This window comes from Paenibacillus sp. J22R3 (genome assembly GCF_056269305.1).
In genome coordinates this window covers 354,895-378,955 of the sequence record NZ_JBWDNS010000001.1, presented here as the reverse complement: position 1 = coordinate 378,955, position 24,061 = coordinate 354,895, and the positions used below count along the sequence as shown (strand labels likewise).

Here is a 24,061-nt window from a genome sequence, read left to right as displayed (position 1 = left end):
CCAGAAGTTTATTGAACTTCAAGAAAAGAAGCTACATCTATGGTTTCTCCTTGATCAAGACACTCCATCCTTGCTTTCTGCTGGTAACCCGTTTATTGGATGAGGAATCGTCCGTATGTAAACGCAGCAAACCCAGTGCTTGCTCGGCACCGGGTTTGCAATTCGGAACGTTTATGATGAATTACTTCTTCTTGTCAGCCAGCTGCTGACGGTACTCTAGAGCAGGTAGTCCACCCCAGCCCCAATTGTCGGTGTCAACCTCTTCAATGACAACGAAGGTCGCTTCGAAAGGCTTATGAAGCACGTTCAGCATTAGCTCACTTGCCCCTTTTATCAGAGCTGCTTTCTCCTCAGCCGTAATGGACTGCCGATCTGGCGTTGTACCTTCTTTAGTTACTTGGATCGTTACGATTGGCATGATCATGCACCCCCTTAAGAGATTGTTTGTTTAATGACATCAATAAATTCATCAGGAGACTTCAGTCCGGAGAGACTAATCTTCTCGTTAATGATAAAGTAAGGAACTCCTCTAACGCCTAGTTTCTGAGCATTACGTTGTCCGGCTTCAACCTTCTCGATGCCTTCGCCGCTCACCAGTCGTTTCTTTAACTCGTCGGCATCATCTGTTACCTTCGAGGCGAGTGCGATGCGAACAAGCTCATCCACATTCCCAATGTCTATGCCTTCTTCGAAATAAGCCGTATACAGCGCTTCAATCAGTTGCACTTGCAGATGCTCAGGCGTAATCGCAACTAACTGATGGGATTTAACAGTGTTCGGTGTATATTTCACAAGATCCATATTATAGTTAAGGCCAAACAGCGCACCTGTTGTGTTGTAATGCTTCATTCTTGCTTCGAATTGTGCAGTTCCGCCTAATCGCCCCATCATCACTTTGCGATAATCTTCACCTTCAGGTCGGATATCCGGGTTAAGCTGAAACGCATGCCAGCGAACAGTTGCTTTCGTGTCTTCAGGCAATTGCTCTATTGCTGTCAGCAGACTCGTTGTTCCCATGCGGCACCATGGGCATATCGTATCGAAATATACATCTATGATTACATTGTTCACTTTGCTGCCACCGCTTGTTTAACGGGTTGAACCGTTTTGATATGTTGAATGTAATCGACCGTGCTTTGCGCTAATCGTTCATCGGATAGATTGGACACATCACTTAGTGCAAAGTGTGGCAAATACGTCGCGCCGATAAAGCCTGCAAGTGCATCGACTGGGCGTAAGATTTCTTCAAGTGTGTAGCGATTGGAGCCGTCATGTTGATACGATGCTTCAGAACCATAGGTTGAGATGGCAACGCCAATTTCTTTCCCTGCTGTTTTGGTGCCATCCGGTCCAAATGCCCAGCCATATTGCAAGACAGTATCAAACCATCTTTTCAATAGCGTAGGTGTGCTGTACCAGAACAACGGATATTGGAAAATAATGCGGTCATGTGCTTCGATCAGCGCTTGTTCCTTCGCAACATCGATATTCTCGTCTGGGTAAGCCTTATACAATTCATGAATTGTGATTTCGCTGTGCTTTTGCAATTCTTCACGCCATGTACGGTTCACTCGGGATTGTTCCATAGTTGGATGTGTAATAATAACTAGTGTTTTCATGTTTATAATCTCCATTCGTATTGGTTTTTGTTTTTGTTTTGGTTTTGTTTAATAAAGCCACATCATAATTCCTGATTACTTGACTTCCATTCAATCAACGGCCTGCATTCTGCCCGCCATCCACGTGTAGGATTTCCCCGGTTACGAATTGTGCGGAATCCAAGTAAAGGATCGCATCCACGATGTCGCTTGATTCCCCCATATGGCCCATTGGATGCAGCTTATTCAAGAAATCATGCGTTTCTTCTGGATGCATTGGCGTTTTGATAATGCCTGGTGCTACTGCATTCACACGAATTCCCTTATCCGCGTATTCAATTGCGAGTGACTTCGTAGCAGAGTTTAAGCCGCCTTTGGTAAGTGAAGCTAAGATCGAAGGTACGCCGGCGATCGGTTGATCTACAAGGCTCGTCGTAATGCTCACGATATGGCCACTACGTGTCTTCAACATTTCAGCTGCTACACGCCGTGTAATTTGGAAGAATCCGCCCATATTGATCGACACCACATTTGCAAAATCCTCATCCGTGTATTCCGTAAATGGTTTTGCAAGGAAGATCCCTGCGTTGTTGACCAATGTATCCACACGTCCGAATTTATTCAGTGCCGCTGCGACCAAACGATCAGCGACTAGAGGATCAGAGATATCGCCGGCTACTGCCGCAACCTGTGTGCCCGTAGGATCAATTTCTTGCGCAGCCGTAACTAGTGTGTCCTCTCGGCGTCCGTTAATGACTACATTCGCCCCACGTTTCACATATTCCATCGCTACTGCCTTACCAATCCCGCTGCTTCCACCTGTGATGATGACTGTTTTACCTTGCATGTTCATTTGTTAATCTCCTTTGACCTATTAAAAGGTAGTTTTTTTGATTGCTTGAACCTTCTTCATTACGTTGTACTAACTCTTCAGCAATGCGTGTTGTTTTTCTTCATGTGCTCATTCTACCTTTTAGTAGATAGAAAATCAATGGAAATATCAAGCATTTCGTTGCTTTATTTATTCTCGAAATAAGCGACATTCTTCATATATATACTTTCTTGCTTCTCTACCAACGCACCGTCCGCCTCTGTAACACGTCTCAGTTCAAGCCAATCGGGGTCATTACGAAACTGCTCATAATTAATATTCCGCTGCTCCATATTCTCATGCTCCACAATATAATACAGCTGGTTGTTATCTGCATCGGCATCTTCCCAGAAATGCGTAATTTTCATGCCATGTTTACTGAATAGCTCAATCACGTGATCTCTGAAACGAGCTTGAATCGCTTGCATTTTGCCCGGCATGATGTGATAAACACGCAATTCGTACAACATATTGGTGATTCCTCCTCTTGAAATTTATATTGCCCTATCGAGGTCTATATTATCTACGACCTATTAATAGGTAGATCATACTCTAAAGAAAATCCGCTCTAATTTTTACTTCAAAGCGGATATTATTCCTTCAGCAACCGTATCGTATCTCTGCATATCCTTGAAGCTTCTAGCCAATAATTGTGCTCCTTGTAATGCGGCGAAAAGTTTATGAGCTTCCATTACAGCGCCGGTTTCGAATCGAAGACTTCCGTCTTGGCGTCCATTCTCCAATACCTGCGATAACCAATCCAAGTTGATTGCAAAAAATTCCGCAACCCCATCTCGTGCTCGATCAGATAACGAGGTTAGATCAGTTGATAACATCACGCCTAGACAGGTACGAAAATTGTCAGCCGGACCACTGCGATACAGTTCAATGAACTTGACCAGCTTGTCATAACTGTTCAGCGATTCTACATCGACCTTTGCGATGAAAGCATTGAAGTTTTCTCGATATCGCTTAATTAGCGCTTCTCCCAGGTCCTCCTTACTTGGATAATGGTAATGAATACTTGCGGTACGTATTCCAACTTTCTCGGCGATGTGTGCGTAACTGAATCCGTTAAAGCCGGATTCCATCACCATGGATTCAGCGGCATCCAAAATGGCTTCTGCTGTGTTTGTGTTTTTGCTCATGCGCTTATTCTACCTTCTAGTAGATAATAAATCAAGTCGGAAATTTCAGGTGCTATTACTTATCGTTCTCCATTCGCATTGTTACTATGACTTGTATATCTCATTCTTTCCTTGTAAATACTTGGAACAACTATCGTCAGTAAGGAGAAGATGAGCATATGACCGTGCAAACAAGAGAACAAATCACAGCAACCCAGCTCGGCTTTTTACTGATCACATTTGTCATTTCTACGATCATCTTGACGGTCCCCGGAATCATGGACATGTTCGGCAAACAAAATTCATGGATGTCCTTCTTCCCTGCCAGCTTAACCGGATTACTTTCTGTTTGGGTAATGATCACGCTTGGAAAACGTTATCCAGGATTAACGATTACCCAGTATAGTTCCAAAATCGTTGGCAAATGGTTTGGCGCTTTGCTCGGAATCAATTACATCTACTATTGGTTTATATCGATAACAACGATTACAATGCAGCACGTAGGTTTTGTAAGTACGCTGTTATTACCGCAAAGCCCGCATATCGTCGGAAGTCTGACCTTCTTGATCCTATGTGCGATAGCTGTCATTACCGGTATTGAAGTGATCGCCAGATGCAATGAGCTCATCAGTATTATCATCTTGGCTTCTTTGCTGCCTCTATTGATCTTGGCTGCGAGCATAGGCGATTTCAACCAATTAAAGCCAATATTAGGCGACGGCATCATCCCTGTATTGCAAGGAGCTGTTAGTCCGGCTGGCGGGTTTATGAATCAGCTATTCATATTAGGTTGGCTCTATCCTTATTTGAATCAACCTCATAAAGCACGCAAAGTTTCTTTAATCGCGTTTAGCACCATTTTTCTTATTATAGTAGCCATCGTATTACTTACAATTACGGTACTGGGACCCCTGACAGGCAAACTTACCTATTCCTTCTTGAGTGTCATTCAATATATCGGCATCACGGGATCTCTTGAACGTCTGGAGGCAGTTGCTGTATCCATTTGGGTGATGGGATGTTTCGTTAAAGTAGCCATTTGTTTATTTATCTTGTGCCTTTGTGTGTGTCATCTTTTCGGAATTCGAAATTATCGCGAAATCGTCTTACCGGTATCCTTGATGGCTCTAGTTGGCTCTGTGTGGATCTTCAAGAACGGGTCAGAGCTGATGAACTATCTCGCCTTCACGTTCCCGCTGTTGGCCTTCTTCAACCACAGCTTCTTGCCATTGTTATTACTAACAATTGACTCCATCCGAAGAAGTAATCGGCAATCACTGCTGTAGCAGTATTTTCGTGATCGGTTCGAAGATCATTCTGGCCGGTTCCGTGAAGCTCGGCAGATTAATCCGTGCCAGTAAGAGGGAACCCACTATAGCGGAAATGCCGAGTATACTGCCGTATATCACGGCTTCTTTGACTTTATGTTGACTTCGCAGAACTTTCACCTTCACAATAGCCCATACTGACACTAGAAGAACATATCCCGCTATTTGCACGATCATTTAATGACCTCCTTTTCTTTCAATTGCAGAGGAGCGCCTGCCATCCCGGCTCCGTTAATGCTCAGGCTAGCACCAATAGAAACTTCTACCTCGGGGTATTTGCGATCCCATTGATTCTTCAGCTGTTTCCATGCCTTTGGATCGTTTCGGTAGATGTCTTGTCCGATGCCAATACTGTCAACCTTATACTTCGTTTGGACTTTATCCAGTACTTTACGGATTTCCAATTCAATCGATTTCTCCATGGCTTTCTGAATTAGCATAAGGTTGTTCGGTCTGCTTACATCCAAGTGAGTATTATTCTCGACTAAACTCGCTTGTCCATGGACCTGAATCTTGACTTTAATTGTATCCCCGTTGACTTGCGAAGTGATTTTCCGCTTCGAATGGTCAATAATAACCCCTACCGACCCTCCATATTGAGGAAGATAAGCAGTGACTCTTCCTTTCTTCATTCGATCGGTAGCCCACAATAATCCGTTGGTTTCTTCTTGGTCCAGAAAACCGACTACTTTTAAATCCTTAAATACGGCTGAGCCCATCAGGCTGAATAGTTTGTTTGTGCTTCCTTTGAGAGAGGTGGAATGCACATCTTCCTCTATCACCCCCGTAACAGGGTTGATTCCTTCACTTGTGGCTTCTATGAAGAAATCTCGAAGCGTTGCCGATAAATTCCCTCCCAAAGCTTCCATTTCCTTGACTGCTTCTGTCGGCACTTGTTCAAAGGGGTATTTCGTACGCAGAACTTCTTGTCCTTCTCCCCCTCGTACTACCATGATGTAAGTTTTCAATCGTTGGCGTGGATCGTGCGTGAAAACATCGAGCACATCGTTAATTCCCTGTTTGCCGAATGCTTCGCTTATAAAGATAACGCTGCGATGAGATGTGAATAATCTGCGAGAGCTCTGATTTTGAAGCTTCTGGAATGCTTCATTCGCGTTCTTCCCTGTCGCAGACAGAACAAAAAACTTTTCTTGCTGACCGCTTCCCCCCATACCGGAAGAGGGGATTGCGATCTGTAAGGAAAGTAACGTCTCGCCATCCTCAGTTACGTCAAACGCCGTACCCAAGATGAATGCAAGGTCATTGATTTCCGTCCGGTCCCAACAGCCGCTTGTGGTTAATACGATGATTAACAGACCGATGCATAGGATAGGTTTCATTGTCAAGTTCATGTCCCTTTCTCCGTTACTTCAAGTCGGTTCATTACTTTCGGGTGGCTGTGTCCCTCGGGACGGGCTTGGTTGCTGATCCTCGGGCTGACGAACCGGATTGCTCTTTCCTGTTGCAAGTGGACGCTGGGTCCTCGCCCAGATTGGCGCCCGGATAAGAACATCCTTCAGATTACTGAAGGTAAGCGGTGCAATCGGTGCAAAATACGGAACGCCAAACGATCGAAGTGATGTAACATGCAATAAGATACCGAGAAATCCCAGTACTATTCCGTAAAGCCCAAGAGTACCCGCCAAGAACAAAATTGGAAATCGGAGCAATCGGATTCCGTTTGCAAAGCTGTATCGTGGAATCGTAAAAGCCGCAATGCCGGTTATCGATACGATAATAACGACCGGGGCCGAAATAATACCCGCCTGTACGGCAGATTGACCGATGACGAGTGCACCTACAATGCTTACGGCTTGTCCGATCTGTTTCGGCAAACGAATTCCTGCCTCGCGCAATGCCTCGAATATGACTTCCATCAAGAACGCTTCGATCAGAGCCGGGAATGGAACAGATTCTCTTGAGGCAGCTATGCTCAGGACGAGATTCGTCGGAATCATTTCTTGATGGAAGGTTGTTACCGCGACATAAAGCGGAGGCGCAAATATGGCGATGAAGATAAAAATTAATCGTATCCAACGCACAAAGGTCGCAATCGGCCAACGAACATAATAATCCTCGCTCGCTTGCATCCCGGTCCAGAATGTCATGGGAACGATTAATACAAACGGACTCGTGTCCACAAGGATGGCAATTTTCCCTTCCAGCAACTCAGCCGCAACCACATCCGGACGTTCTGTACTATGTACGAGAGGGAACAGAGAATAGGGTGAATCCTCGATATACTCTTCAATGTACGCAGAATCGAGGACCCCGTCGATCTTGATTCGCGATATCCGATTTCGAACTTCCTCTACAACAGATTTATCCGCAATACCATCGATATAACTCATAACTACTGTAGTTTGCGTTAGCTCTCCGATCGAAAGAGACTCCATTTTGAGCCGTGAAGTTTTCAACCTGCTTCGCAGTAATCCGATGTTCGTGGATATACTCTCGATGAATCCATCTCTCGGCCCTCGAATAACCGGCTCAGAAGAAGGCTCCTCCAGACTGCGCTGTTTGGCGCCTTTCACCTTAATCATCACTGCATGATTATCCGCTCTGGTAAGTACGATCGCATGGCTGTCCAATAAGTGATTTACAATTTCAGTAACGCTGGAGGTTACATACGTTTTCGCTGCAGTTATAAAGAGATCATCCAAAGCTTCTGCTTGGACATGACTCTGTCCGTGTTGATTATTTCTGGCGATCAATGGCTGCAGAATATGCTTATCGATCATTTCTTCCTCTACTGAACAGGCGAAGAAAATGACAATCCATTGTTTCTGGCCTGCTGAATGGACAGTACGAAATACGATATCGGAATCTCTGTCGAAGATACGTTTGAAGATCAATTCATTTTGCTCTAAATCCGAAGTTAGACTGGCGCACTCTTCAGCTACTGAGTAATCCTCCGGAATAGTAGGATACGCGGGCTGACTTGGTACCCCCTTCCTAAACCTCTTCACTGAATAAGCCTCCTCAATGAATAATTAGATATATCTATCTTCCCATTATTCGGCAAAAATATGCTGTTTCTGCGGAGGATACGGCCATAAACAGGTAATAAAAAAGCAACTGAACCTGAGAATTACAGGTCAGCTGCTTTGGACATGATCCAATCCATATTTATTCATTTCCGGTGTTCATTTCGGTTATCGTAGTTCTCTTCTTGTACCAACGGTATACCATTGCACTGGCAATGGAAAGCATCGCAACAACAACCATACCCCAGATCAGATTATCGAACGCTCTTACTTGAGGTATATCATGCTGCCAAGCAAGCGCACTTGCCGAAAGTGCGACACTGAATCCACCGCTTATAAATTGCATTAATTGAAATAGTCCCATGCCGGAGCCGACTAGCTCTTTAGGCAGCAATCGTGACATCTCGTTAGAAACAGAACTGGAAATCGCTGTGAAGCTTATGCTTGTTAATAAGAAGATCGCACCTAGGGCGTAATAAGAATGGGTAGCAAATAACGCAAGTAATACAACAGAAAGGAGAAGCATCCAAGGAATGTAGCGTATTAACGCCGCATTGCCATAGCGGTCAATGATGCGACCTACTCGGTTCGAAACAAGCATAGCCAGCAGCGCACCAGGGAACAATACTAATCCGGATGCTCCGGGTGTCAAACCGTACAGGTGAGACAGCATTTGCGGCGCAAGGAACAGGAAGCTGAAGCTGACCATATAAGCTGCTATAGCAACAGACGCTAATGCCAAATAAGATTTATTACTGAACAATACCGGCAGAACGAATGGATTCTTGGCCGTGCGAATTCGCAATACAAACAACAAGATTGCAAGTATGCCGACGCCGAGTGCTAACAAGCTCTTCGATGTTAGGAATAACAACAGTGATGTCGTGCCAATCCCGATGAGTAATGCACCGAGCACGTCAAATGTTCCACCTGCAGCTTTCTCAGTAGGCAGCATACGCAGAAAAATCGGAATAAGCAGCAGCGTAATGCCTGTAATGACGAAAAGGAAATGCCAGCCCAAATATTGCACGACAGACCCGCCGATTACAGGACCAAGTCCCAGACCAAGAGAAGTAGCAGCCAGCATGATCGACATCGCTCTGCCGCGGCGGGACAATGGAATGTATCTGGTTAAAAGCACGATGCCGAGCGAAGGTATTGCACCGGCTCCCGATGCTTGAATGAGTCTGGCCACAAGCAACATACCGAATCCATCGCTAAACAGACCTAATAGGGAACCACCCCCAATGGAAAGCAATGCCACAATAAACAAAGCGCGGATCGGTAAAATGTCGGACAGCCTGCTGTAGGTAATCGAAGATATGGCAAATACGATCGAATAGCCCGTAACGATCCATGACGCAGTTGAAGTCGCGAGTGAAAATTGTTCAGCGACCTTAGGAAGTGCCAGGTTGAACATCATCGTGTTCATGATGACCAATACGACTGTAAAACCAAGCATGAACGTAACGAAATGCTCGTTGGTCAGTGTTTTCTTCTCGGTTGTTGCCGACAGCTGTTCGAGCGGTGCATAGCTTGTAATTGATTTACTCATTTATATAACCTCCCGATTAGCTGTTTTTTTTGGGAACGGTCATTCCCGAATCATCAGAATGAAATTTGATCATCTCGCCTTTGCTCCATGTGATCTTATCATTTCGAGAACGATCAGTAAAGAATAAGTTTTTCCAGGCAGCCGATTATCCGGACAACACAAAAGCCGCATCAGATGAAATATCCAATGCAGCCCGTTCGCAACCTATTTTTTTGAATAAATGATTTTCTTAATGCTATCAAAGGAAAGACAATAGAGATCGGATAATTGCTCAATCGACAGACCATTGGTGAACTTATGACGGATCTCATCGTTCCGATGGCTGAGCTGCCTTCTAATCCCTGAATTCTCGCCCCATTTCTTACGAAATCCGTCTGGGGTCGGGACATAGACCATGCCTCCATGGACATACTTTTGTATTTCTTTGAGTAATGCTTCAGGAAAAACAATATCCGCGTTTACATATTTCATGATCGCTCTGCTCCTTAAATGTAGTGAAAGTTTAAGGGAGCAAAGTCTAAACTATAAACGTTTCTTATTCTAGAAATCATGGCGGAAATCTATTGCTGGCTCCATACAAACAACCGCCGTTGTTTATAGTTCAAACTTTGCAGGGAGCTAATCGTACATTTCATCATGCTGAGGTTCCTCCTTTGAAAAGGGTCAGGCTTTTCCACCTAAAAATTACCTTACCATATTTTTCAATTCATGTGCAATTTTATGTTCGTTTCTTACGTGTTCGCACTGCTTGCCGCCCGTTGTTTCTTCTGAATCGCATGCATGCCCATAATTACGGCTACAAGTTCATAGGAGTCCAGATATTCGCTTTGGTTGGTCAGTTGGAAAGCACCTGAAGAGAACCATCCGTTAACTTGCTCAAAACGGGCGATCAAAGCGCCGGATTCATCGTTAATATCATATTCCTTGGAGAATGCCGGAGAAATGATCTCGTAGCTGCCTCGCCCTTATGTTTCGTAGGTGAATTTCTTAGAAAAGAAAGTAAATCGGCTTCTGAGTACACCTAACTGCTCCCCGTTTGCTTCACTAACCTCCCATTTGCCGGAGAAGAAAGGAAAGCTTCCGGCACACAGCAGCTGATCATTCTGCCCGTACACTTCGATCGCAGAGCCAAAAGCGCTCTTCAAATCCAGATGACCTACGTTCTCTTCCTGTTCATTCAGAATTTCCGTTACACCGGAATTGAAGAAATTATCCCTGAAATATAAATGCAATGAACTCGCCTCCTCCTGTTAGTTAAAGCGAACTTCGATAACAATACCTGATATCTGATACGGACAGATCGACATGCAGTTCCTATATTTTAGTATATAATTTGAAATCCGCCCAGTTATTTGAAAATGTTTATCAAAAAAGGCCACCGTAAGTCGGCAGCCTTACTCGTCAATTCGGACAAATGAACTGAAGATAAAACAGGGCTGCCTCCGTGTTGAGGCAGCCCATGTTATTATTTTACCGATTCAGCGATCTTCATCGCTTCTTCGCCTGACAACGGACCGGTAATGGAGTACTGAATATCGTCGACAAGCCAATACAGCTCAACGAGCTCTGGTTGTTCAAATACAAACCCGTCACTTCCGCTTACTTGCGTCGCTTTGAACAGATCTACAGGAAATACGGCTTTCATGCGGCTCACAGCGTACGTAATGCTCTTCTTGCCTGACGAATACGTGAAGATCACATCTCTCACCGGTTCATCCTTCATCCCTACCGTTATGATCTCTGTAAGTGAATAACCATCCGGTACGTCATTCGGCACTCGCAGATTTGGTCCGAAGGATGCTATAGCTTCTTCTACTGTGCTTACTGGTGTTGTGATCAATTGAGACAGCTGCGAGCCACTGGCTCCTTGGTTGGTTGACGGCGTATCCTCGGCCGTATTCGTGCCCGGATTCTGCTGTTGAAGGATCAAGAACACAGCGATGATCATAATTGCCGCTGTGAATCCCAACGTCCATGCTTTCGGGAGCAAGAACCTACGCTTCGTCTTCTGAGCAGCTGCTTCCTGCCGGATCTTCTGTTTCATTCGATTGCTCAATTCCATGTCATTGAAGAGTATTTCATCTGCTTCTTCCCGTAAGTGTTGGCGTAATCGATTATCTGTTTCTGTCATCTGTCAGTTCCTCCTTATCGATCAAGCTAGCTAACGCTTCACGTGCCCGGTGAAGTCTGTTTCGTATCGTTCCTTCCGGCGAAGAAGTCGCATCCGCGATCTCCTTCGTACTGAGGTCCAGATAATAGTACAAATACAGAGCCTCCTGATAAGGGATTGGCAAACGAAGCAAATATTGGAGTACTTCGCTTTTCTTTAGTCGTTCAAGAGCCTCATCCTGGGCACTGATTGTATGACCTCGCTCCATCTGGCTCGGGTCGGTGGGCTGCTCTGTAAACATTCGAACCCCCATTTTGTCTCTACAAACATTAATGGTAATTGTCGTCAACCAGGTCTTCATGCTGCTGTCACCACGAAACGATGTCCATTTGCGAAAGCTGCGCAGAAACACTTCTTGACTGATATCCTCTGCAAGATGGCGATCACCTGTATAGAAATACGCGGTGCGCATTACGATTGCACCGTAACGATCCATTAGCTGCTCAAGCGCTTCTGCAGGGTCTTTCGAGAATTGTTCTTTGTTCTGTTTGCCGGCCGGCTTCACTGAATAACCACCTCCACCCTATTAGACGGTCTTCGTTTGCGATTCGCTGCATGGTTTTCGATTTTTTTTAGTCGTCCTTAGTCTAGTAAATGGGCATACAACTATAACAATTGATAGATTCAATACATATATTATTAACATCCCATGATGAAGGAGTTGATAGATATGGCATGTGGTTGTAACGGTTCTCGTAATGGTAACCAAGGTTCGCGTAACTGCAACTGCAATCGCGGTAACCAAGGTACGCAAGGCGCTCAAGATTCGCGTCGTAACCAAGGTTCTAGTGGCTGCAACTGTAAACGCGGCAGCCAAGGTACGCAAGGTACGCAAGGTACCCAAGGTTCTCGTGGCTGCAATGGATCTCGCGGCAATAACGGTTGGCAGAATAACAGTAACGGCTGGTGGGTTTGGCGCGGTCAATAATAACCTCTCTCGTCGGCTAGATGAATGAAGTAATCGCCAAAAGGCCTGTTTTAAATAGGTCTTTTGGATTTTATATAACCGCCTCTAAGAGATATGATCGCCTAAATTATAAGTACATATAAATTTTAGGTAAAATTTGGATTTATCGACACTAACCGCCACTTCTCGCTACGCCTCATGCGTTAAACTGGAACTGGCACTTAGTCTTGTCTTGGAGGGGAATCGTCATTGAACAAGTATGATGTCATCATGATTGGCAGTGGCCATAACGCACTGATTGCGGCCGCATATTTGACGCGCGCGGGAAGAAGCGTCCTATTATTGGAGAAGAACGATCGCCCGGGCGGATTTTTGCGTACGGAAGAACTGACATTGCCGGGGTTTAAGCATGATGTATATTCCGCTGCTCACCCACTTTTCTTGACCGGCCCTGCTTATGCGGATTTCAGAAAAGAACTCGAAGCGCGGGGCTTGCATTACGTGAATACGGATCTGCCCACCGGTGTTTCTATGGAGAGCGGGGAAACGGCAGTCTTCGCACGGTCAGCCGAAGAGCTTGTGCTCGAAGCCGATCGTCTGGCTCCCGGCGATGGGGCCGTGCTTGGCCGTATGTTCGAAGCGTTTACACCTTATGCCGGAGATGTATTCGAGTTATTCAACTTAGACTTATCCAGCCAGCAGGCTACCGAGATTATACATAAGCTGCTTTATGACAAACGAGTCGGGGGCAAAAGCTTAACTACATTCGCTCCTTCCCTCTTCTCGACAGCCCGGAATGTCGTTAGCGAATTCAAGTCGCCGGTCATGCGTTCCATGTTGGCTTCTTGGGTCACACATTTAGGACGAACACCTGACGAAATCGGCAGCGGAATCTGGGTGCCACTCACCTCGATGGCGCTAATGGGCGGCGGAATGCCAATACCTGCAGGAGGAAGCGAGCAGCTTGCACGGGCATTATCTCGTTTAGTGCAGGATCAAGGCGGCAAGATCATGACAGGAACGATGGTCAAGAAGATTATCGTTAAGCATGGTAAAGCTGTCGGCGTTCGCACAGCCAATGGCGAAGAGTTTCACGCGAAGCATGCGGTTGTCGCCTCTACCGGACCGGACCAGCTGTTCATGTCGCTATTGTCGGATACTGAAGTCAACCCTGAGATCCGCGCTGAAGCACAGCGATTCCGCTATGGAAGAGGCTGCGTTCAGATCCATCTCGCCCTCAGCGAAGCGCCGAAGTGGCCGGATGGGCGATTTGATCGCGTAGGCCAGCCTCACTTAACTGATGGACTCGACGGCTTCACCCAAGCCATTGCACAAGGGATGGCTGATCTGCTCCCGGCCAAACCGACTTTCACGGTAGATTGCTCAACGAACCTTGATCCTTCCCGCGCTCCGGCCGGCAAAGCCATTATGCGGCTTCAAGTTCTGGAAGTTCCTTGTCGACCCCGCGGCGATGCTGCCGGACTGATAGACATTGGTGACGGATCGTGGACGAATGAGCTTACCGAACGATTCACGGAACGCGTAATAGGCGTCGTCGGCAAGCATATTCCGAACATTCCGGACGCCATTATCGGCAAATCCGTCGTAACGCCGGATACGATCGCTCGCTTTAATCCGAATTCCGGACCCGGCGACCCTTACGGCGGTTCCCATGATTTCGCACAAAGCTACTTGTTCCGCCCGCTCCCATCCCAACCCAGCCATCAAACAGCGATTCCGAATCTGTACATGCTTGGCGCAGCCACATGGCCGGGACATGGCATAAACGGCGGATCGGGCTATATTGTGGCGCAGCAATTATTAGCTCATGATGTGCATGTATAGGAGTTTAACGAAAGTGCGCTTATGACTTAGCTCCTAAATTTGGCCGAGTACATTGCTGCAGAGAATGCAACATTTTCCGTTCCAATTGATCGATTCTGTCTTAATGTTGCGCAAAAGTCGAATAACCCTACTCTTAAACATTAAATCACTGACCCGCGCGTGAGGGAGAGAGGGAGAATACGATAGTCGAACTCTCACCGCCGAAAGCGCGCAGAAATGAAGCTGAGAATTCAGTAAACGAACTCTCAGAGGCTGAACTAACCAATCTACTCGCGCGACGAGAAGGGGCTATCCCATGCGTCATCGATGATGACGCAGGATAGCCCCTTTCTCTATGCTTCTGACTTCCCTTTCAAGCTCAACGAACGCAGTGCTCTTCCCTATTGGGACGGTTTCTTTGTTTGGAAATGAACATGAACCTACTCAATCTCTATCTCTCGGACCACCATGTTTGTCGTGTCCCTTCGGGGGGCGCTCCTCGTCTTTCTTACCGTGGTCTTTCTTTGGACCTTTATCTGGACCTTTATGTCCCGGACCCTTATCTCCCTTATCACCTGGCTTATTTCCCTTGTCTCCCTTGTCAGCTTTCGGGGGTTTACCGGGCTTCTTCACTGCGCCACCCGGCGCTTTCGGAAAGGCAAGGACCGGTTCGCCTTTCAGTGCCTCGCTCATCAGCTCCCGGAATACAGCCGCGGCGGCCTTTGAAGTGGTTGTTAGATAATGCTGCGCATCCGTATGATCGTATCCAAGCCATACGGCACCGACCAGCTGCGGGGTATAGCCGACAAACCAGTTGTCTTTGATCCCTTCGCCCCCGGTTCCCGGCATTTCCGTTGTGCCTGATTTACCGGCGATGGGGCGACCAGCAAGTGCCGCTGCCTCCCCCGTTCCTTCCTGTACGACACCTTCAAGCATTGCCGTCATCGTACGTGCAACGGAAGAATCCGTTGTCTGTACACCGGAATCCTCAGCTGCTTCCGCCAGCACTTCTCCGTCTGCGGATTCAATGCTAATAATCGAGTGCGCAGGCATGCGAACTCCGTCGTTGGCGAATACTCCGAAAGCTTCAGCCATCGTTAGCGGCGAAACGCCTTCTTGTAATCCACCTAGTGCGAGGCCAAGAGTTCTGTCCTCTTCCTTAAGCTCGATCCCGAAGCGCTCCGCTGCTTCCATCCCGGCGTCAATTCCCATCTCATTCAATAACCGCACAGCTGGAATATTGTAGGAATTTACGATCGCTTCGTAAATTGATACTTCTCCGTGGTAGCCTCCTCCGGCATTCTTCGGTTCATATCCACCGAAAGCGACCGGCTCGTCAAGCAGCGTATCTTCAGGACGATAGCCTTGTTCGAAAGCCGGCGTATAAACGGAAATCGGCTTCATCGTGGAACCGGGCTGTCGCTTCAGCTGCACGGCACGGTTAAATCCACGGAAGGGCTGCTGCCCTCTTCCGCCAACGAGTGCCCTAATTCCGCCATCACGCGGATCGACCAATACCGTACCACTTTGAATAAGCTGGTCAGCAACGCTATTCGGAAACACTGAGTTCTTGGAATAAACCTGTTCTGCAGCCTGCTGCATTTTCGTATCTAACGCCGTATGTATCCGTAGACCTCCGTGCAGGATTTCATTCTCGGTTAACCCGTACAAGGCGGACGCTTCTCGAATGATTTGATCCACATAATACGGGTACTTGATACCTTCACCTCGGTTTGGCTTGGAGCTTCCGAGTTTGATTGGCTCACGGACAGTCTTATCAAACGTAGTTTGACTAATCTTCCCTTGATCCTTCATGAGCTGAAGTGCAGTGTTACGGCGTTCTATAGCCTTATCGAGATGCTTGAACGGCGAAAGCGCCGAAGGCGCTCTGATGATGCCCGCAAGAAGCGCCGACTCTGAAAGCGTCAGGTTCTCAACCTTCTTGCTGAAGTAAGTCTCTGCCGCGCGTTTAATTCCCCAAGCCCCTTCGCCAAAATAGATTTGGTTGAGGTACATCTCTATAATGTGCTGCTTATCGTATTGTCCTTCGATTTTCTTGGATAAGAGTACTTCGTTCCATTTCCTTCCCCACGTTCGATCATGAGTCAGAAAGACATTCTTAGCCAGCTGCTGTGTGATCGTACTCGCTCCCTGTACCGTCTGTCCACTCGTTAGGTTGGTCATCAGAGCACGACCTATCCCCCACAGGTCAGTCCCGTCATGCTCGAAGAAGCGCTTATCTTCAACCGCAACTACCGCGTCAACGAGATGTTTCGGCAATTGCTCGAATTTGACCGGTTCAATGGTATTGAGCGATATTCGGCTCGCTTCTTTGTCATCCTGATCATAAATAATCGTCGCTGCCGGAAGCGGCTTTGCCAGCAAAGTAATATCTTGTTTGTTAACCAACACGCCGAAGGTGGCCCAGCCTAAAGCAACAACCACGATAGCTGTCAGTATTATTGCGAATCCTATCTTTCTCCACGACAGTTGTACTGTCGATCTCTCTTTGCTTCTCGGTTTCATATCCTTCTCCCAACCTCTTCCTATCCTGCCCTGCCTCAGATAGTAGTTCGCAGAGAGAATCGAATTTCAGGTGGTTCAACCGATATTCATTCGTTTGTAATTACTGGAGATTGTGCAAGCAACAAAAAATCCGCGATTTCGCGCGGATTTCTAAGCCTATTTACAAGCTATTCCTATTCCATTGCTTTCTTCTTGATCGGGCAATAAATCGCGATTTCATTTCGTTCATCATCTGTTTCACGCATTGTCTTCTCATCGTATCGCTCCAAATAATACGATACATCGTCATACTCATATCCATTCTCGGCAAGCCATTGCGATGTGAAATCGTAGGCAGTAACGAGCTTGCTGGCAGCCCCTCGATAGTAGGTAACCGAATACAACCGTGGTAAGAGGTGAAGATGAACCATGCCGTGAGGTACATTAGCCAGAGGTTCCACTTCATAACAACAGTAGACATCAAGAAGACCGTCGTTCCCTTTATAATTCGGAGGCGTGATTCCATAAGTCACTTCACGATTTCTGATATTCGAAATTTCGTTGCTTCTCTCTACGACCTCTTGCAGCGCCCGACTAACAGCATCCCCTAAATTCGTCATGAGACTGCTTGCCCTTACTCCAACATAAGATGCAATTGCATTTGTTTGAGCGATTTCTATCTTCATCTAAACACCTCTATTTGCGTTATATTACAACATTTCTAGAGCCCGTAAACGATTCCTGCCCTAATGAAAACAATATTTTTCCATATTCCCTGTAACGATTCCAAGCCTTAACGGATATTCTATATAGTCAAATGACTATTCCAACATCACGGAGGTTACCTAATGAATCGTGGATTTTTCCCTGGAGGCGGATTTGGTGGTGGATTCGGCCGTCGCCCGTTCTTCCGCCCGTTTCCCCATCCGTTCTTCCCAGGACGTTTCTTGTTTCCATTTTTCTCCTTCTCGCCATTTTTCTTCCCGTTCTTTCGAGACGGTCAATCGGATGACATGGTTTTCGCACAGCACCAAGTTCAAGCGGGGGACACATTCGCCTCTATCGGCCACAAATATAACATCCCGATGCCAATCTTAGAGGAAGCGAACCCTCAGCATACGAATCCGAACCAATTGAAAGTAGGCGAAACGATCGTCATCCCACGTATATCCAATATGGTTTGTCATAAAACCTATTCCGAGATGGCGCATCAACCGTCTGAAGTTCAGAAATAAAGACATTTCATTACGCCGATGAAAAACAATAAGCCCTCGGATACGCAACGACTGCGTGTCGGAAGGCTTTTTCTGTGTCTGAAAGTATACCAAGTGACCCTAATAATTCGCGCATGAATCATGATTCCAGGTTCAATTCCACCACTTTCCTCGCATAGGCGGCAAAGGATTCGATATGCTCCGGACTTCGATCTATTGCCCACCTGAGCTTATCGAATGCTCTAAGCAGCATCAACTGCTTCAGATTAGCGAGGTCTTCTACCCTTTGCCCATACCCTTCAAGAAAAGCATCAAATTCTTCGGCATTCGGACCGTCGCCTATCATTATCCCTTGCATAACTTGAATAATGTCTCCATCAGGTACGACATGAACCTCTGCGCCGCCCCAATCCAGCAATCGAACTTGTCCTTCTGAATTGATTATCATATTCTTCAACGAAAGATCACCGTGGTTTAAGCCGAATCGATATGCGGTTCGCTTCACTAACTCGAATATCTCTCTTACTCTCACCGATTCTGCCTGCGAGATGACGCCAAGATCAATTAACCGGTCATTCTCTGTCAAACTGTTAATATTATATTGCACATACCCCTGCCAGCTGCCATCAGACCCTGGGTGAGGAGGTGATTTGAATTCACCGGCAATGGGGTCAAACAGCTCTTCTCCGAAGCCCTTCACATCAATTGCATGGATACGTTTGACATATGTTCCTAGCTGCCGCCAAACTTCCGGTTTATGAGCCAAGCTGTCTAACCCATTGTCGCCTTCGACGAAAGATAGAATCATATATGCGTATTCTCCGGCAATTCCGATGGCCAACACGTCCGGACCGGGAACGCCAACCGAAGCAGCTTGCTCCATGCACCATTGTTCTTTGAGGTAGATGGGATAAAGGGACGACTCATTCATGCGGACTACGACTTTATGAGTTGCTGTCTCGACTACACAGACTTGGTTTATGAACCCTTTGCCTAAGATCTGGTAAGAAGATATCACTTGTTCTTGCAAATATTCGACTGCTAATCGTTCCGCTTGTTGTACGATAATGTTCTCCATGGCAGCTTACAGCGAATCCTCCTTTGATCTTCCTCTGTCCCCCATCTCGGTGGATGTTTATTTAACGCATTGAAGTGGAAAAAGTTGCAATAAAAAAAAGACCACCGGGCAATCGTCCGGCAGTCAGTGTAGATTGAATTTTATTTCGCAGAAGTATCCGGACGAGCTTTCAAGTAAGCAACGGCATTATTGATCGCTTCAGTTGCTTCTCCGTATGTAATTTCGCTCTTCGGATTAAAGCTGCCATCGCTGCTCAGTTTCACAATGCCATAGCTGAGTGAGCGCTGAATTGCACCGGAATTGATAACGTCGATTTGATCCGCATCCTTAATATCAGTAACCACAACATTAATCATGGGCAGCTTGCCTGCTTCTTCTACCGCTTTGACGAGCTGCGTAATAAATGCTTCTCGCGTAAATGCTGCGCTGGAGTCGGCATCCTCACTCAGGGATGGTGTTACTCCGATTGCATCACCGATCATTTCGTTACCTTGCTTGATGGATACTTTGCTGTTTGCATCGATCGGCGCTGCGTGAGCCTTCATGTAAGCCAGTGCATTGTAGATTTCGACGGCTGCTTCCGAACGCGTAATGATAACCTTCGGATTCACCTTGCCGTCTTCGCCAAGTTTAATGACGCCGTAGTTAAGTGCCCGCGTGATTGATCCGGAGAAGTCGATGTTAATTTGATCTTGGTCAGCGATATCTACGACAACCGGTTTGATCATTGGCAATTTGCCTGTTACTTCAATCGCGTGGATCAGCTCATGAGTGAATTCCTCACGCGTTAAATGTTTGTTCGGATTCAGATCCTTCGGCAGATCAAGGCCGTTGACTGCAGCAATGATCAGCGCGTCTGCGTACCAAGCTTTATCGTTTGCATTCACGAAATAATCAGTCGCTTTCGGTTCTTTAAAGAATCGAACCAGATCCAGGTTCAAATTCAGTGCATTCACGATGAGCTGAACGCCTTGAGCCGCTGTCATTGTACCATGCGGTGCAAATTGATCGGCCGAAATCCCTTTGATCAGGCCGCGCTGCTGCAAGGAAATAATCTCATTCTTCGCTGTGCTATTGCCTAAATCCGTGAAACCGGAAGTTGCTGCGAAGCTTTGGCTTGCAAAAGTAAATACCATAGTCGCTGCTGCAGCAGTTAATGTGATCATTTTGAATGTTTTTTTCATTTTCGTTCACCTCATGGAGTATATTGGCTTTCAGATAAGGTAGACGAGCATGAATTGAAAAAGGTTACAGGAAGTAACCTTGAAAATTGTTAAGGTATTGTAAATTCGTCAATCACCGCAATCTCTACCTCCCTATACAATGGCCCGTTTGCATTAGAATAATGCCGGTTTCAATGTCCACGTCTGAAGCTGAGCTAAGCGAATGAGATTTGGCACTTTCAGATCAGGAGGAAACGGACTCCACTGCGGCCCCCAATTCTCATCTGTTCCGGCATGCTCCTTCGACTTCAACACTCCGGAAACGATCGCAATGCGATCTTCATCCCGATAACCATTAGCGATAACGCTTGCCAACGTACAGGTAAGGTCAACGGGATTAATGCGGTACCCGGCTACTGTGAAATAATCCGGCATCTGCTTGTATTCCAATAGTTTGGGATATTCCTCGGCGATCACTTTCTTAATGTCCGCAACGGGAACAGCTTCGGATAGATCACTCTGAGCTTCATTTTCCGGGCCGTAGATAAGCTCAGGGATTAATTCTTGTCCAAGCAGATACCGACAAAATAAAGCGTGTAATTCAGAAGCAGACAAAGAGTAATCCCGATAAACGGTATAGTTCAACTCATTCGAGAGTCCCGCCGCAATGGCCCGGACATCATAAGGATGCATAGGATTCCGATTGGACTTCTCCATATCGAGCGCTTCTGTCGAAGTGATATAGTTCACATTGGATTTTGTACGCGTATAATCGATAAATTCACCCAACATCTCGATATAGCGCTCCATCTCTCCTGCAAGTCTGAGTGGAGCCGGCTGCCACTGATCAGGCGGCGTGTTGTGGCCTTTATTGAAATTTACGCCATCCCAGAAACCCGTACACGCAAATTCACATGGATGATAATAAATGCTAATGAAGGTTTCTTGATCTTTTATAGAGAGCTCATCATACAGCCGGTCGAATAATGCCTTGCCCTCCTCCAGACCATCCGCCTTTAAGTCCATTCGCATAATGCCCTTCATATCGGTGAGATTGAGCAATCCGCCGTACCAAAACGGGTTATGATCCAGCGTAATTTGATCATGTACGTCCAAATAAATCGGAATTCCCCACTTTCGTAGTACGGGGAACGTTTGTGGTGCCCATGAATAACCCGCTTGGCCATAACACTTGCTTGTTTGTCCCGTAATTCGCGTCACATCCTCTAGCCCCGACCGTTCTCGCAAGTCAAATTCCTCTGCACCATCTGCAAATCCGAAACTCTCCAAATATTCGCTGACCGTAGGATGAACGCTATGCCAATCTGTATGATAGCCGATTTCATGTTGTGCGAGCTGCTCAATAATATCAAGCCGGTTGTTTCGCTCCAATTTACGTGCTTTCTCACCGACAATCTTGAATATTCCCTTCGTGCTGCGCTTATTTAACATGTGCACTACCGCTAATAATGCATCTTCGGACTCTTTGGTAATATAGTCTTCCGTATCAAACCAAAGCATGACATGAACCTTAGCCATCCCATATCCCTCCCTATCCAATCACTGCCTAAGTAACAAATGACTTTACGACACGTTTCGGAGCAACCAGGCTCCACGCCTTGAAGATCAAACGCTTCAGTTCATTCGGATCCACGAGTTCCAGTTGAATGATGACATAATTCAGTGTCGCGTATTTCGGAGGAACCTGATAAACGGCAGGATCCATTGTCGTGTAGGCTGCTCGATCGTCTGCCGTTATTTTCACAAGCAATGACACTCCATCAGGCTGAATGACGGCAAATATTTTATTTTTCACGCGAAAAGACGGCTTGCCCCAATGGTCGACTTCGTCCGTTTCAGGTAAGGATAGCGCATAACTTCTAATTTGATTCTCGGTTACCAAGGTGATCCCCTCCTGTTGTCTATTTTCGCCATATGACTAAATTCCCCTCTTGCTCACAACAAAAAAAGACCCGCGAGCTTCGCGGATCTTCCATATTCCTCACAATCTTCTATGCTTCTTGCAGGACTCCACTCTCTTCAATAGGCAGGATCAAATCAACCGTTGTTCCTTCATTAAGCCGGCTTGCAATATGGAGAGTTCCTCCATGTGCTTCAATGATTTTATGACATACCATGAGTCCGAGTCCTGTCCCTTTCTCCTTCGTCGTGTAGAAAGGTTCGCCTAACATCAACAATCGCTCTTCCGAGATACCGCAGCCGTTATCTATGAAGCGGACCATAATTTGATGATCCACGACTTTCATCTGAATGAGGATGCTGCCTCCGCTTGTCATGGACTCAATCGCATTTTTGAGAATGTTGATAAAAACCTGTTTTAATTGATTTTGCTGACAGCTGATCATTGGAATGTCATCGGCGATTTCAGCATGAATTTGTACATTGCTGAGGGTTGCTTGCGTTTCGAGAAGCGAGATCACCTCGTAGTAAATTTGCCGTACATCTCTAACTTCAAAGCTCAGAGCTTGAGGTTTGGCGATGACGAGAAATTCGCTGACGATATCATTGATGCGATCCAATTCCGATAACATAATTTGTAAATACTCTTGATTCATATCTTCTTTAGCTTGGAACAATTGAACAAATCCGCGAAGCGATGTTAATGGATTTCGAATCTCATGCGCTACTCCTGCGGCAAGCTGACCGACTACGGACAGCTTTTCGGATTTGATCAATAATTCTTCCGTCCGTTTCCTTTTGGTAATGTCTTTAGCAATGCCGTACACACCTTCAATTTTATCATGAATGATAATCGGAACCATTTTCAAATTCAAATCGATTGGATGACCGGATTTATGGCGAATCGCGATTTCAATGCTAGTGGATTCACCGCGTAAAGCTTCCTTAAATAAAACACATGTCTTCTCCCGGTCATCTTCTATAATGAACTGCTTGAAATCTTGGTGGAGAAGCTCTTCAAGCGGATAACCTGTAATCTTGATGGTAGCCGGATTTACATTCGACAAACAGCCCTCAAGATTTACGGTAAAGATCGCATCCGGATTATGATCAACAAGCGACTTATAGGCTTGCTCTTTCTCTTCCAGCTTACGTTCGGCTAGCTTGCGCTCGGTAATATCTTTACATAGAAGCTGCACAGCCGATTTGCCTTGGTACTTGATGGGCACTGATCTTACTTCTACATCAATAACTTGTCCATCAAGGCGTATAATTTTCTGCTCAACGGGCTCCGTCGATCTTCCCTCGACCATCACTTGTCGAACACGTTCATGAACCCTATCAATGAAGTCGGGATGGATAAAATTAACGATAGGATGACCAATGACGTCTTCCGGACTTGCAGCGCCTACTACTTTGGCTCCTGCAGGATTAATAAACACGATCTTACCGTCTCGGTGAACGGCAACCGGCTCCGGAGAATGTTCGACGATAGCGCCATAACGTTCTTCGCTCTCGGTTAGTGCCTTCTTCACTCCTTTTACCCAGAAGTAAAGAATCAAGGCAGTGCTTAACACGTAGAAGATACCCTTCGTTAAATTGACCGAGATGGCATCTGACCAATGCAGCATATCTATTATTTTATCGGACAGGATAATCCAGAGACTGCCGATTAACACATAAATAATCGAAATCTTAACAGCCGAATCTGATTTTCGCACCGGTGACCGGGTTTTCATATCCATTCATCCTTAACTATATAAATTAAATTGAAACGATTCTACTGCTCGTTGATTATATCATTTATTTCTTCA

26 protein-coding genes are annotated in these 24,061 nt (G+C 46.1%); 4 read left to right on the top strand and 22 right to left on the bottom strand.

Annotation, left to right across the window (positions count from 1 at the left end; all coding sequences use genetic code 11):
• Positions 1-181: 181 nt before the first annotated feature.
• The 6 genes from AC0YN4_RS01760 to AC0YN4_RS01735 form a co-directional block, all read right to left on the bottom strand.
• Entirely contained in the window at positions 182-418 is a 237-nt protein-coding gene (locus AC0YN4_RS01760) for a tautomerase family protein (RefSeq protein WP_475780740.1), read from the bottom strand.
• A 14-nt stretch (positions 419-432) separates the two neighbouring features.
• Complete coding sequence (locus tag AC0YN4_RS01755) at positions 433-1,071, bottom strand: DsbA family oxidoreductase (protein WP_475834960.1); 639 nt, start codon at positions 1,069-1,071, stop codon at positions 433-435.
• Positions 1,068-1,619 carry an NAD(P)H-dependent oxidoreductase gene (locus AC0YN4_RS01750; RefSeq protein WP_475780738.1) on the bottom strand — a complete coding sequence of 184 codons (552 nt, stop codon included), beginning with the start codon at positions 1,617-1,619 and terminating at the stop codon, positions 1,068-1,070. The genes AC0YN4_RS01755 and AC0YN4_RS01750 overlap by 4 nt, the downstream gene beginning before the upstream one ends.
• 94 nt (positions 1,620-1,713) lie before the next feature.
• Positions 1,714-2,451, bottom strand: coding sequence for an SDR family NAD(P)-dependent oxidoreductase (locus AC0YN4_RS01745; RefSeq protein WP_475780737.1), 738 nt, complete (start codon positions 2,449-2,451; stop codon positions 1,714-1,716).
• Positions 2,452-2,615: 164 nt separating this feature from the next.
• The gene (locus AC0YN4_RS01740; RefSeq protein WP_475834959.1) at positions 2,616-2,939 is read right to left on the bottom strand and encodes an NIPSNAP family protein; all 324 of its coding nucleotides are present in this window, start codon (positions 2,937-2,939) and stop codon (positions 2,616-2,618) included.
• Between the two features lie 105 nt (positions 2,940-3,044).
• Positions 3,045-3,617 (bottom strand): TetR/AcrR family transcriptional regulator, encoded by a 573-nt coding sequence (locus AC0YN4_RS01735; protein WP_475780735.1) that lies wholly within the window; start codon positions 3,615-3,617, stop codon positions 3,045-3,047.
• A 158-nt stretch (positions 3,618-3,775) separates the two neighbouring features.
• On the opposite strand from AC0YN4_RS01735, the gene AC0YN4_RS01730 reads away from it, so the two are divergent.
• Entirely contained in the window at positions 3,776-4,882 is a 1,107-nt protein-coding gene (locus AC0YN4_RS01730) for a GerAB/ArcD/ProY family transporter (protein ID WP_475780734.1), read from the top strand.
• Here AC0YN4_RS01730 and AC0YN4_RS01725 read toward each other — a convergent pair.
• From AC0YN4_RS01725 to AC0YN4_RS01685, 9 genes are all read right to left on the bottom strand, one after another.
• Entirely contained in the window at positions 4,871-5,101 is a 231-nt protein-coding gene (locus AC0YN4_RS01725) for a hypothetical protein (RefSeq protein WP_475780733.1), read from the bottom strand. The two genes, AC0YN4_RS01730 and AC0YN4_RS01725, sit on opposite strands and share 12 nt — an antisense overlap.
• Positions 5,098-6,276 (bottom strand): Ger(x)C family spore germination protein, encoded by a 1,179-nt coding sequence (locus tag AC0YN4_RS01720; RefSeq protein ID WP_475834958.1) that lies wholly within the window; start codon positions 6,274-6,276, stop codon positions 5,098-5,100. The genes AC0YN4_RS01725 and AC0YN4_RS01720 overlap by 4 nt, the downstream gene beginning before the upstream one ends.
• 18 nt (positions 6,277-6,294) lie before the next feature.
• Positions 6,295-7,893, bottom strand: coding sequence for a spore germination protein (locus AC0YN4_RS01715; RefSeq protein WP_475834957.1), 1,599 nt, complete (start codon positions 7,891-7,893; stop codon positions 6,295-6,297).
• A 160-nt stretch (positions 7,894-8,053) separates the two neighbouring features.
• Positions 8,054-9,466, bottom strand: coding sequence for an MFS transporter (locus tag AC0YN4_RS01710; RefSeq protein WP_475780730.1), 1,413 nt, complete (start codon positions 9,464-9,466; stop codon positions 8,054-8,056).
• Positions 9,467-9,670: 204 nt separating this feature from the next.
• Positions 9,671-9,937: a CD3324 family protein gene (locus tag AC0YN4_RS01705; protein WP_475780729.1), complete on the bottom strand. Its 267-nt coding sequence runs from the start codon at positions 9,935-9,937 to the stop codon at positions 9,671-9,673.
• A 260-nt stretch (positions 9,938-10,197) separates the two neighbouring features.
• Positions 10,198-10,359, bottom strand: a complete 162-nt coding sequence (locus AC0YN4_RS01700; RefSeq protein ID WP_475834956.1) for a hypothetical protein — start codon at positions 10,357-10,359, stop codon at positions 10,198-10,200.
• Positions 10,360-10,431: 72 nt separating this feature from the next.
• The gene (locus AC0YN4_RS01695) at positions 10,432-10,698 is read right to left on the bottom strand and encodes an LURP-one-related/scramblase family protein (protein WP_475834955.1); all 267 of its coding nucleotides are present in this window, start codon (positions 10,696-10,698) and stop codon (positions 10,432-10,434) included.
• 233 nt (positions 10,699-10,931) lie between these two features.
• Positions 10,932-11,597 carry a DUF4367 domain-containing protein gene (locus AC0YN4_RS01690; protein WP_475834954.1) on the bottom strand — a complete coding sequence of 222 codons (666 nt, stop codon included), beginning with the start codon at positions 11,595-11,597 and terminating at the stop codon, positions 10,932-10,934.
• On the bottom strand, positions 11,581-12,141 hold the full coding sequence (locus AC0YN4_RS01685; protein ID WP_475834953.1) for an RNA polymerase sigma factor: 561 nt from the start codon (positions 12,139-12,141) through the stop codon (positions 11,581-11,583). Before AC0YN4_RS01685 ends, AC0YN4_RS01690 begins: the two co-directional genes overlap by 17 nt.
• Before the next feature lie 172 nt (positions 12,142-12,313).
• On the opposite strand from AC0YN4_RS01685, the gene AC0YN4_RS01680 reads away from it, so the two are divergent.
• Both AC0YN4_RS01680 and AC0YN4_RS01675 read left to right on the top strand, forming a co-directional pair.
• Positions 12,314-12,592: a hypothetical protein gene (locus AC0YN4_RS01680; protein WP_475834952.1), complete on the top strand. Its 279-nt coding sequence runs from the start codon at positions 12,314-12,316 to the stop codon at positions 12,590-12,592.
• Between the two features lie 200 nt (positions 12,593-12,792).
• On the top strand, positions 12,793-14,388 hold the full coding sequence (locus tag AC0YN4_RS01675) for a phytoene desaturase family protein (RefSeq protein WP_475834951.1): 1,596 nt from the start codon (positions 12,793-12,795) through the stop codon (positions 14,386-14,388).
• Positions 14,389-14,811: 423 nt separating this feature from the next.
• On the opposite strand, the gene AC0YN4_RS01670 is transcribed toward AC0YN4_RS01675, so the two are convergent.
• Together AC0YN4_RS01670 and AC0YN4_RS01665 are read right to left on the bottom strand one after the other, a co-directional pair.
• Positions 14,812-16,812 (bottom strand): transglycosylase domain-containing protein, encoded by a 2,001-nt coding sequence (locus tag AC0YN4_RS01670; protein WP_475834950.1) that lies wholly within the window; start codon positions 16,810-16,812, stop codon positions 14,812-14,814.
• 254 nt (positions 16,813-17,066) lie between these two features.
• Positions 17,067-17,558: a GyrI-like domain-containing protein gene (locus AC0YN4_RS01665; protein WP_475834949.1), complete on the bottom strand. Its 492-nt coding sequence runs from the start codon at positions 17,556-17,558 to the stop codon at positions 17,067-17,069.
• 162 nt (positions 17,559-17,720) lie between these two features.
• On the opposite strand from AC0YN4_RS01665, the gene AC0YN4_RS01660 reads away from it, so the two are divergent.
• Complete coding sequence (locus AC0YN4_RS01660) at positions 17,721-18,107, top strand: LysM peptidoglycan-binding domain-containing protein (protein ID WP_475780721.1); 387 nt, start codon at positions 17,721-17,723, stop codon at positions 18,105-18,107.
• A gap of 118 nt (positions 18,108-18,225) precedes the next feature.
• Here the strand turns inward: AC0YN4_RS01660 and AC0YN4_RS01655 are convergent, their stop codons facing one another.
• From AC0YN4_RS01655 to AC0YN4_RS01635, 5 genes are all read right to left on the bottom strand, one after another.
• Positions 18,226-19,164, bottom strand: a complete 939-nt coding sequence (locus AC0YN4_RS01655; protein ID WP_475834948.1) for a phosphotransferase family protein — start codon at positions 19,162-19,164, stop codon at positions 18,226-18,228.
• Between the two features lie 140 nt (positions 19,165-19,304).
• The gene (locus AC0YN4_RS01650; protein WP_475834947.1) at positions 19,305-20,348 is read right to left on the bottom strand and encodes an S-layer homology domain-containing protein; all 1,044 of its coding nucleotides are present in this window, start codon (positions 20,346-20,348) and stop codon (positions 19,305-19,307) included.
• A 153-nt stretch (positions 20,349-20,501) separates the two neighbouring features.
• Positions 20,502-21,866, bottom strand: a complete 1,365-nt coding sequence (locus AC0YN4_RS01645; RefSeq protein ID WP_475834946.1) for a polysaccharide deacetylase family protein — start codon at positions 21,864-21,866, stop codon at positions 20,502-20,504.
• A gap of 28 nt (positions 21,867-21,894) precedes the next feature.
• The gene (locus AC0YN4_RS01640) at positions 21,895-22,230 is read right to left on the bottom strand and encodes an MmcQ/YjbR family DNA-binding protein (RefSeq protein ID WP_475780717.1); all 336 of its coding nucleotides are present in this window, start codon (positions 22,228-22,230) and stop codon (positions 21,895-21,897) included.
• Positions 22,231-22,339: 109 nt separating this feature from the next.
• Entirely contained in the window at positions 22,340-23,986 is a 1,647-nt protein-coding gene (locus tag AC0YN4_RS01635) for a PAS domain-containing sensor histidine kinase (protein ID WP_475780716.1), read from the bottom strand.
• Between the last annotated feature and the right edge of the window lie 75 nt (positions 23,987-24,061).

Coding starts and splice junctions, on each gene's coding strand:
- AC0YN4_RS01760 (WP_475780740.1), bottom strand. CDS start 418: ATGCCAATCGTAACGATCCAAGTAACTAAAGAAGGTACAACGCCAGAT.
- AC0YN4_RS01750 (WP_475780738.1), bottom strand. CDS start 1,619: ATGAAAACACTAGTTATTATTACACATCCAACTATGGAACAATCCCGA.
- AC0YN4_RS01745 (WP_475780737.1), bottom strand. CDS start 2,451: ATGAACATGCAAGGTAAAACAGTCATCATCACAGGTGGAAGCAGCGGG.
- AC0YN4_RS01740 (WP_475834959.1), bottom strand. CDS start 2,939: ATGTTGTACGAATTGCGTGTTTATCACATCATGCCGGGCAAAATGCAA.
- AC0YN4_RS01735 (WP_475780735.1), bottom strand. CDS start 3,617: ATGAGCAAAAACACAAACACAGCAGAAGCCATTTTGGATGCCGCTGAA.
- AC0YN4_RS01730 (WP_475780734.1), top strand. CDS start 3,776: ATGACCGTGCAAACAAGAGAACAAATCACAGCAACCCAGCTCGGCTTT.
- AC0YN4_RS01725 (WP_475780733.1), bottom strand. CDS start 5,101: ATGATCGTGCAAATAGCGGGATATGTTCTTCTAGTGTCAGTATGGGCT.
- AC0YN4_RS01720 (WP_475834958.1), bottom strand. CDS start 6,276: ATGAACTTGACAATGAAACCTATCCTATGCATCGGTCTGTTAATCATC.
- AC0YN4_RS01710 (WP_475780730.1), bottom strand. CDS start 9,466: ATGAGTAAATCAATTACAAGCTATGCACCGCTCGAACAGCTGTCGGCA.
- AC0YN4_RS01705 (WP_475780729.1), bottom strand. CDS start 9,937: ATGAAATATGTAAACGCGGATATTGTTTTTCCTGAAGCATTACTCAAA.
- AC0YN4_RS01690 (WP_475834954.1), bottom strand. CDS start 11,597: ATGACAGAAACAGATAATCGATTACGCCAACACTTACGGGAAGAAGCA.
- AC0YN4_RS01665 (WP_475834949.1), bottom strand. CDS start 17,558: ATGAAGATAGAAATCGCTCAAACAAATGCAATTGCATCTTATGTTGGA.
- AC0YN4_RS01660 (WP_475780721.1), top strand. CDS start 17,721: ATGAATCGTGGATTTTTCCCTGGAGGCGGATTTGGTGGTGGATTCGGC.
- AC0YN4_RS01655 (WP_475834948.1), bottom strand. CDS start 19,164: ATGGAGAACATTATCGTACAACAAGCGGAACGATTAGCAGTCGAATAT.
- AC0YN4_RS01650 (WP_475834947.1), bottom strand. CDS start 20,348: ATGAAAAAAACATTCAAAATGATCACATTAACTGCTGCAGCAGCGACT.
- AC0YN4_RS01645 (WP_475834946.1), bottom strand. CDS start 21,866: ATGGCTAAGGTTCATGTCATGCTTTGGTTTGATACGGAAGACTATATT.
- AC0YN4_RS01635 (WP_475780716.1), bottom strand. CDS start 23,986: ATGAAAACCCGGTCACCGGTGCGAAAATCAGATTCGGCTGTTAAGATT.